This is a genomic window from Paramuribaculum intestinale, from assembly GCF_003024925.1.
Classification (GTDB): Bacteria; Bacteroidota; Bacteroidia; order Bacteroidales; family Muribaculaceae; genus Paramuribaculum; species Paramuribaculum intestinale.
In genome coordinates this window covers 1-8,706 of sequence record NZ_PUED01000112.1, presented here as the reverse complement: position 1 = coordinate 8,706, position 8,706 = coordinate 1, and the positions used below count along the sequence as shown (strand labels likewise).

General features: G+C 47.2%; 8 protein-coding genes. 4 read left to right on the top strand and 4 right to left on the bottom strand.

Annotated features, from left to right (window positions below; all coding sequences use genetic code 11):
• The 4 genes from C5O24_RS08865 to phoB form a co-directional block, all read right to left on the bottom strand.
• The coding region (locus C5O24_RS08865) for an inorganic phosphate transporter (protein WP_170067074.1) at window positions 1–1,027 on the bottom strand (1,027 nt) is incomplete at its 3' end.
• Between the two features lie 454 nt (window positions 1,028–1,481).
• Window positions 1,482–1,928 carry a methylglyoxal synthase gene (locus C5O24_RS08860; protein ID WP_107036771.1) on the bottom strand — a complete coding sequence of 149 codons (447 nt, stop codon included), beginning with the start codon at window positions 1,926–1,928 and terminating at the stop codon, window positions 1,482–1,484.
• Entirely contained in the window at window positions 1,925–3,127 is a 1,203-nt protein-coding gene (locus tag C5O24_RS08855) for a sensor histidine kinase (RefSeq protein ID WP_240604946.1), read from the bottom strand. Before C5O24_RS08855 ends, C5O24_RS08860 begins: the two co-directional genes overlap by 4 nt.
• A gap of 229 nt (window positions 3,128–3,356) precedes the next feature.
• Entirely contained in the window at window positions 3,357–4,052 is a 696-nt protein-coding gene (gene phoB, locus C5O24_RS08850; RefSeq protein WP_107681720.1) for a two-component system response regulator PhoB, read from the bottom strand.
• Between the two features lie 166 nt (window positions 4,053–4,218).
• Between phoB and C5O24_RS08845 the strand changes: the two genes are divergently transcribed.
• The 4 genes from C5O24_RS08845 to C5O24_RS08830 form a co-directional block, all read left to right on the top strand.
• Complete coding sequence (locus C5O24_RS08845) at window positions 4,219–6,969, top strand: TonB-dependent receptor (RefSeq protein WP_107681719.1); 2,751 nt, start codon at window positions 4,219–4,221, stop codon at window positions 6,967–6,969.
• Window positions 6,970–6,981: 12 nt separating this feature from the next.
• Window positions 6,982–7,905 (top strand): metallophosphoesterase, encoded by a 924-nt coding sequence (locus C5O24_RS08840; RefSeq protein ID WP_107036775.1) that lies wholly within the window; start codon window positions 6,982–6,984, stop codon window positions 7,903–7,905.
• Window positions 7,906–8,060: 155 nt separating this feature from the next.
• Entirely contained in the window at window positions 8,061–8,369 is a 309-nt protein-coding gene (locus C5O24_RS08835) for a helix-turn-helix domain-containing protein (protein ID WP_107036776.1), read from the top strand.
• Window positions 8,366–8,706, top strand: a 341-nt coding sequence (locus C5O24_RS08830) for a hypothetical protein (protein WP_133165512.1), incomplete at its 3' end; no start/stop codon positions are given. The genes C5O24_RS08835 and C5O24_RS08830, both read left to right, overlap by 4 nt.

Here is an 8,706-nt window from a genome sequence, read left to right as displayed (position 1 = left end):
GACCGATTTCAGTCTTGGTCACATTCCGGGCTTTTTTTGACGTTGCAAGTGACACCACCATTATGACTCCGGCACCGATGCGGAAATATATCGGTGTATTTGCCGGGCCGTTGAGCGAATCCATAAGGAAACCTTTGGAGTCCCCTCCGCCGTTAGCCATAAAATCCTGATATGAAGCCAGACCGCTCAAGGGAACACCTATGAAGTTCACAAGGTCATTACCTGCGAATGCCACGGCAAGCGAGAATGTACCCATCAGCACAATTACTTTCAGCACATTAACCTTGCAGACATGGAGCAGTTGCATCAGCACTGTAAAAACTGCGAAACAGGACAGTATGATCAGCGCAGTATTGTTTTTTATCCACGCTTTCAGTTCAGGGGTCATGAAAGAAAGATCTTTAGCCCCTTTAATCAGAAGAAAGTAAACAATCGCAGTTGCACATATACCTCCGAATATTCCTATCTTCCATTTCAGGTTGCTTCGGTAATTGAACGAGAACACCATACGGGATATGAACTGCACCACCGTTCCGAAGAAAAAGGCTATCGCCACCGACAGGAATATTCCGAGAATCACCGACAGGGCTTTCTCCGTGTTAAGCAAGTCATCGAAACCGAGACCGATGCCTCCTGCCATTTTAATCAATGCAACGACAAAGGTGGCTCCCAGCAGCTCGAAAACCATTGACACGGTTGTCGATGTCGGCATACCCAGCGAGTTGAACACGTCGAGAAGGATGATGTCCGTGACCATTACCGCCATGAAGATGCAGATAAGGTCATAGAACGAAAAATGCTCGGGACGGAAAATTCCGTGCCGGGCAATCTCCATCATACCGTTGCTCATTGCCGCACCGATGAACACACCGATGGAAGCGACAATCAGGACTCTTTTGAATGATGCCGCCTTAGACCCGATAGCCGAGTTCAGGAAGTTGACAGCATCGTTACTCACACCTACTGACAGGTCAAACACAGCCAGCAGGAAAAGAAAAATTACTACGCAAAGAAACAGTATTTCCATTGTTATCTCAATTACTTATTCTGCCGCAAAGTAACTAAGAAAACATTTCATGATTATTTCAAAATCCTTAACCATTTATTAAAACTGCCGGACTGACAGAGTATTTAGAGTATGTTTGAATTTAACACGAAGAAATATATAGGGACTTCTTTCCATCCCCTCAAAGGTCTTTTCGGGCGATTCGCGTCAGGTTTCATCGGTCACGATGCCCGCATCGCTCCCTCATCAACTCACGCGAATCTCTCCGAAAATCCTCTTTGAGTGAATAGAAGTGAAATTCAAACACTCTCATAGAGATTGGCTAAATTTATATAATACGGATTTTGAGAAGGATTGTCAGATGGATTTTTGTTTGTGATGAGGGAGTGTAGCCGTAGCTACATGACCGGGGAGCAAACAAAAAGACGCTGGAAAGACTCTCAAAAGCAAAGTGATATGAATTTTAGACAATCTCTTAATTGCGGTCAAACCTTATATAGCTCTGTTCGATGGGTTTATACGTCGGGTCATACCACAGACGGCTTGAAATCATCAGATCCGCACTTATTCGGTTGCAGGCAATCGGCACGTTGTGGAGACGACATTGACGCAAAAGCATCTGAATGTCCGCCTCGTGGGGCTGCGCATTGAGGTCGTCTATCAGGAATATGGCAAGATCAATTTCGTTTCTTACCACCATTGCCGCTATTTCGGCATCACCGCCCATCGGTCCGGAGTTCATACATTCGACTTGGGCATATATTCCTGCTTCTGAGAAAGCATTCTTTATAAGCCCTCCAGTCGTGCCGGTACATACCAGCTCATGCTGTGAAAGGTATTGGGCGTTGAATTTTACCCAATCGACCATATCGGCTTTGCGTTGGTCGTGAGCTACAAGCGCGATTTTCAGTTTTGTCTTCATTTTGAGTTTCTTGAAAATATTATTTTGAACAATAATCCGCCTGAGCATTGAGTTTCGGCGGAGATTTCACCGCCATGAAGAATCACGGCGTTTTTCACTATCGAAAGCCCGAGTCCGGTGCCACCGGCCGCTCGTGACCGTCCCTTGTCAATGCGATAGAACCTTTCAAACAGTCTTGGCAGGTGTTCGGGAGGAACGCCGCATCCGTTGTCGGACAATGCAATTACAACTTTATCGTTGTCGATACTGATTAATTCTATTTTTATTCTGGTTCCTCCACAATAAACAATCGCATTGTCTATAAGGTTGTTGAAAACGGCCTCAAGCAGAGAAGCATTACCGGCCATGATTACGTTATGAGAAACAAAATTCTCAATCCTTATGCCCTTTGTGGCGGCGATTATCTGTCGGTCCTCAACCACGTCATTTATTATATCCGTGAGATTAACCTGTTCTTTTAATATAGAGGCGCTTCCGTCGTCCATGCGTGTCAGGAGCGAGACATCGGTCAGAAGCCTTTGGAGCCTTTCTGTGTTTGTAAGACAACGTTGCAGGAACAATATCTGCTTTTCATCGCTCATATTCCTGTGTGCCAGCATCGTCTCCACACTGACCCTGATTGATGCGACCGGGGTTTTCAGTTCGTGGTTTATGTTATTCGTGAGTTGCTTTTTGATGCGTTCCTTTTCAAGCTGTTCATGGAGGGCTGCGCGATGTTCGCTGTCCCTGTCAGCGACAGCCTGTTGCAAACGGGCATAAAGGCGGACAATGTGGTTTGAAATCTCGCCAAGCTCGTCATGGGGGAACGGTTCGGTGTCGGAAATCTGGGCACCGTTTTCTACGTTTTCCGCAAATCTGTTCAGCCTGATTATGTGGAGGCCGACCCTTCGGGTTGCGAAATAGCCAAGTACGCACATCACCATTGTGATAATCCCCATAATCCACAGAAAGCCATAATCGGCCTGCAACAGTCCTCTGAATGAAACCGAATACGGCACCGCAGTACGGACAATATTCCCGTCATCGCTCTTTTTCGCCGAGTAAAAATAATTGTTGCCGGTACTCTCGCTGTGGCGCCTTACGGCATAGCCTGACCCAAGCCGCAGTGCGTCTCGGATTTCCTGTCGGTCAAGATGATTGGTTTTCGGAAGGGAATCAAGGGTGTTGTCGTAAATGATATGCCCGTCCTCGGAAATCACGCTGACACGGATATCGTCAAACGGTTTGAAATCGTCGAGTCTGATATCCGGCACATCGTGTCCTTCACCAAGTTCGGTAAGGATATATGTGTTGATAAGCTGTAGTTGCTTGTCAATCTCCTCCGCCTTGAATTCCTTTTCCCTGTGATACTGAAACACGACAAAGCAACCGACCATCAGCAAGGAATACCCAAGAAGCCACACGAACAGCCGCTGCGGATAGGAGAACTTATTCAATAAACCCATAACCGTAGCCCGAGCGAGTTACAATATTCTTGCCGTAGATGCCGATTTTCTGGCGTATACGGGTTATGTTCACATCTACAACCCTGTCAAGCACCACAACCTCGTCGGGCCATATCTCGTTGAGCAAATCCGCGCGGGTGAAAACCTGCCCCCGGTTGGAGATTAGTTTGAGCAGTATCTCAAACTCCTTTTTAGGCATTTTCACCTCCGTTCCGTCAACCGTGCAGGTCCTGTTTTTTGCAGACAGAACCAGCCCCTTGTATGAAACAAGGTCAGAATCAGTCTTGGCATGTGCGACAGAAGCCCCAGTCCGGCGAAGCACAGTACGAACACGAGCGAGTACGGCATTAAGAGAATAAGGCTTCATTATGTAGTCGTCTGCTCCGAGGTCGAGACCGGCAATCATATCCTCCTCCGTGTCTTTGGCCGTGCAGAATATGATGGGAACGGAGGCAGTTGCCGGATTCGACTTCATTATGCGTGCCAGTTGAGTCCCGGATATTTCCCCCATCATAATATCAAGGAGTATCAGGTCATAGGCGGCAAGGTTGAGGGCAAGAGCCTCCTCCGCGCTATACGCCATGTCAACCTGATAGCCTTCCGCTTCAAGATTGAATCCGAGGCCGTCACACAAAGCCTCCTCATCGTCGACAACAAGTATCTTCTTTTTTGTTTCCATGCTGCAAAATTACTAATAATAGGTCAAATACTGTCCTAATGCTCAAAAGTTTAATAAAAGTTTAATGACACAATTTATTTCATAAAATCTAAACAAATCTGATAAACCCATGAAATATTAGTTGGCGAATTTTGCAACGTGAATCAGAAACAAAACAACAATCACAATGAAAAAAGTAATGTCAACTTTTTTGGTCGCGCTTGCTTCAAGTCTGACCATTATGGCGGCTGACAGTCCGAAATACGGACAACTTAAAGGCCGCATCCTTGACAATGAGAAGAACCCGCTGCCGGGAGCGGTGGTTATCATTGACAGCAACAAGCTGTCGGCGGTTACGGATCTCGACGGCTTTTTCTCGTTTGCCAACCTTTCATCCGGGGATCATAATCTGAAAGTAACTTATATCGGTTTTCTCCCGGTCAGTAAAACAATCGTGGTTTCGGAAGAATCGACGGTTGACGACATTGTAATGTCGGATACATCACGGGAACTGAATGAAGTTGTAGTGACCGGCGTTTTCTCCGGGCAGCAAAGAGCCATAAATGCCCAGAAGAACAATATCAATATAACCAATGTGGTGTCTGCCGACCAGATTGGCAAATTCCCCGACTCGAATATCGGAGACGCTCTGAAACGTATAAGCGGTATCAATGTGCAGTATGATCAGGGCGAGGCCCGTTTCGGTCAGGTACGCGGCACTCCGGCTGAGTTCAGTTCAGTGACAATCAACGGGTCAAGACTGCCATCGGCCGAGGGAGACATTCGCAATGTCCAGCTTGACCTCATACCGTCCGATATGATTCAGACAATAGAGGTCAGCAAGACACTTATGCCGGATCAGGACGGCGATGCCATCGGCGGTTCTATCAACCTCGTTACGAAAAATTCTCCACACAGATTTACTGTCGGAGCCGTAGCGGGAACAGGCTACAACTGGATAAGCCGTAAGGCGCAGATGAATGTCGGACTCACTCTCGGTAACCGTTTCTTCAATGACCGCTTCGGAGTGATGCTTGCAGCCTCCTATAATAATGCGCCAGCCGGATCATATAATACAGAATTTATATGGGAAAAAGATGACGACGGCAAAATCTATGTCAACGACTATCAGATAAGGCAGTATTTTGTCACCCGCGAGCGTCAGAGTTATTCGTTGTCGCTCGACTGGAAGTTCAACGACTACAACAAGATATGGTTCAAAGGTATCTTCAACAACCGCAACGACTGGGAAAACCGCTATCGCACGACGCTGAAAGACATGACCCCGGAGGGGAAAGCCGATGTCAGGGTGCAGACCAAAGGTGGCACGCCCGACAACCGCAACGCCCGTCTGGAACGCCAACGCACCATGGACTTCACTCTCGGAGGCGAGAACCGTCTCGGCATTTTCGGTATTGACTGGAAATTAGGATATGCGAGAGCCTCCGAGGAAAGGCCTAACGAGCGCTATATCGATTATCGTCTGAAAAAACAGAAGTTCAGTATTGATCTGTCGAATCCGCGGGAGCCGCTTGCCACTCCGGAGGAAGGCTCCACTATTACACTCAATGATGATTTCTCACTCAAGGAACTGACACAGCAGCAGGAAGATATTGTCGAGAAGGACTTCAAGGCAGCTCTTGATTTCAAGACAAAACTCAGCGACAGGGCAAAGCTCAAATTCGGCTTCAAATTCGTCAGCAAGTTCAAGAACAAAGAGATAGACTTCTACGAATACACTCCCATTGATGAGAAGGCCTTTGACAAGGATGCTTTCTCCCATACTGTCGATATGACTACAGACCGTTTTATGCCTTCGGCTAAATACAAGGCGGGAACATTCATTGACAAATATTTTCTCGGCTTTCTGAATCTTGATGATAAAAATCAGTTTGAGAGCGAACAGGTGGCTGAGGAACTTGCGGGCAATTACCACGCCCGAGAGAATGTCACTTCCGGTTACATGCGCATCGACTCACGGCTCGCGGACAATCTTCAGTTTATGGGAGGATTGAGAGTGGAGAACACCGACTTGCGTTACATCGGCAGAATCTATGACGACGAGACCGGAGAGGTGTCGAAAACCGCGCCGGCAACTTCAAGCTACATAAACTTCCTCCCATCGCTTCTTCTGAAATGGGAGATAAATAAGGATTTCCTGTTCCGTGCGGGCTACAACCAGTCAATATCCCGTCCAAAATATTCGGCACTCGTCCCGGGAATGAAAATAAGCCGCGGCGACAATGAGATAACGGTGGGCAACCCCGGTCTGAAGGCAACCACATCACACAACATATACCTCAATGCCGAATATTACTGGAAGTCGATAGGACTTGTGTCTGCCGGTCTGTTCTATAAACGCATTGAGGGCTTTATTGTCGACGAGGTGGCCTACAACAAGGAATACGAAGGGAATTTATGGACGAAATTCACTCAACCGAAGAACGGCGGCAATGCCAATATATTCGGTGTTGAGCTTGCATGGCAACGCGAGTTCAGTTTCATCGCACCGGCGATGAAATGCCTCGGACTTTATGCAACATATACCTATACACGTTCACGCATCACCGATTTCAATTTCGAGGGTCGTGAAAACGAAAAAGGTCTAAGTCTGCCGGGTTCCCCTGAACATACCGCTAATCTCTCGCTATATTTCGACAAGTGCGGTTTCTCCGCAAGAGCCTCATTCAACTATGCCTCGGCATTTATCGACGAAATGGGCGCAAGTTCATTCTACGACCGATACTATGATGCCGTGAAATATCTGGACCTGAACGTCAGCTACACATTCGGGCGCAAAACAAAAATAACCGTATATGCCGACTGCAACAACCTTCTCAACCAGCCTCTGCGCTATTACCAAGGCAGCAAGGACTACACGATGCAACAGGAATATTACGGAGTGAAATTCAACGGCGGTGTAAAAGTAACATTCTAAAAATACAAAACAATGATTCGTAAATTACTTATCGCGGCTTTGGCTCTCATCCCCTCTTTTGGAGCCATTGCCCAGACTGAAATCGCCAAAGGCGATGTGAACCTTATGGTAGTGTCAGACCTCGGACGTAATGGTCACTATGACCAGAAGCCTGTTGCCGCGACGATGGGCAGAATTGCAGAACAAATAGGACCCGATGCTATTCTTGCTCTTGGCGACACACATCACTACGGCGGAGTGGAGAGTGTGACAGACCCCTTGTGGATGACCAACTATGAGCTTATCTACGACCACCCGGAGCTTATGGTGAACTGGTATCCTATCTGCGGCAACCATGAATATCGCGGCAACACTCAGGCGGTTATCGACTATTCCGGCATATCCCGCCGTTGGGAGATGCCTGCGAGATATTACGCCAAGACCTTTGAAGATGACGGGACAACTGTCAAGGTGATATTTCTCGACACCACTCCTTTGATTGACAAATACAGGAAAAAGACCGACACATATCCCGATGCTGTGAATCAGGATACCGAAGCCCAGTTGCAATGGCTCGAAAAGACTTTGACTGAGGCGACGGAAGACTGGATCGTTGTGGTCGGTCATCATCCCATCTATGCCTATACCGATAAGTCGGAATCTGAGCGAACTGATATGCAGAAGAAAGTCGATACAATTCTACGTAAGCACAATGTAGATATGTATATCTGCGGTCATATTCACAATTATCAGCACATCCGCCGCCCAGATTCAAAAATCGACTATGTGGTCAATACATCCGGCTCCCTCACGAGGACTCCGCAAAAAATTGATGGCACTGTTTTCTGCAATGATTCTCCCGGATTTTCAGTCCTAACCGCCGATAAAAATAATCTCAGACTGAATATGCTTGATAAGGATGGCAAAACGGTCCATATAGTAAACCGCACCAAATAACACATGACTTATGTGATATTCTGACAAATAACTACAAAAAATCAGATACGTTTCATGCTCTTTCATGGAACGTATCTGACTGTTTAAGTAGCTACTAAAAACTAATGTACATATGTTGGGACGGTTTTTGCATAATACCAAGGTAAGATACAGCTATGAGAATCACAGAAGTAAAACTTACCAAGAAACAACGTGTGGAGTTGGAATACATAGAGCACTTCGACTCCAGGCCGTTTATGCAGAAACGAAGCCGTATAATATTGGACAAAGCCGACGGCATGCCCTCAAAGAAGATAGCGGAAAGGCTGTCGTGCTCGGAACACAAGGTCAACCGCTGGGTCAGACGGTATCTCGACAGGATGTGGCCAAACCGACCCGACAGTACAAAGCCCGCCTTATGTATAATAACCGCACTGTACTCGATGGGGCGGCAAATATTACGCAGATCACCAATCACAGTGTGAAATTGCAACTGCTCGGACAGCTTGCCATGCATAATAGCAATGACAAAGAGGACAGAGTGTATATCGATGAGCTTGATTTGGGTAATTTTGCTATGGATCTGGCACCGGAGGTCTACGGCAAGACGGCCACAGGACCGGCGTTTGCCTACGGCCGCACTGACGGCCGCAATACGCTTGGCGTGGACTCCTGGGCTAACGATCCCAACAAACCGATACAGTTTTACCCCTGCCGCAACACAAGTGTTGATGCGGTGGCTAACGACTGGGCGGCAGAGGTCAATGCGGCCGGTACCGGCCTTATGATATCGTGGATCCCTTGCAAGTGGCGTGAGGGACT

Coding starts and splice junctions, on each gene's coding strand:
- C5O24_RS08845 (WP_107681719.1), top strand. CDS start 4,219: ATGAAAAAAGTAATGTCAACTTTTTTGGTCGCGCTTGCTTCAAGTCTG.
- phoB (WP_107681720.1), bottom strand. CDS start 4,052: ATGGAAACAAAAAAGAAGATACTTGTTGTCGACGATGAGGAGGCTTTG.
- C5O24_RS08840 (WP_107036775.1), top strand. CDS start 6,982: ATGATTCGTAAATTACTTATCGCGGCTTTGGCTCTCATCCCCTCTTTT.
- C5O24_RS08835 (WP_107036776.1), top strand. CDS start 8,061: ATGAGAATCACAGAAGTAAAACTTACCAAGAAACAACGTGTGGAGTTG.
- C5O24_RS08860 (WP_107036771.1), bottom strand. CDS start 1,928: ATGAAGACAAAACTGAAAATCGCGCTTGTAGCTCACGACCAACGCAAA.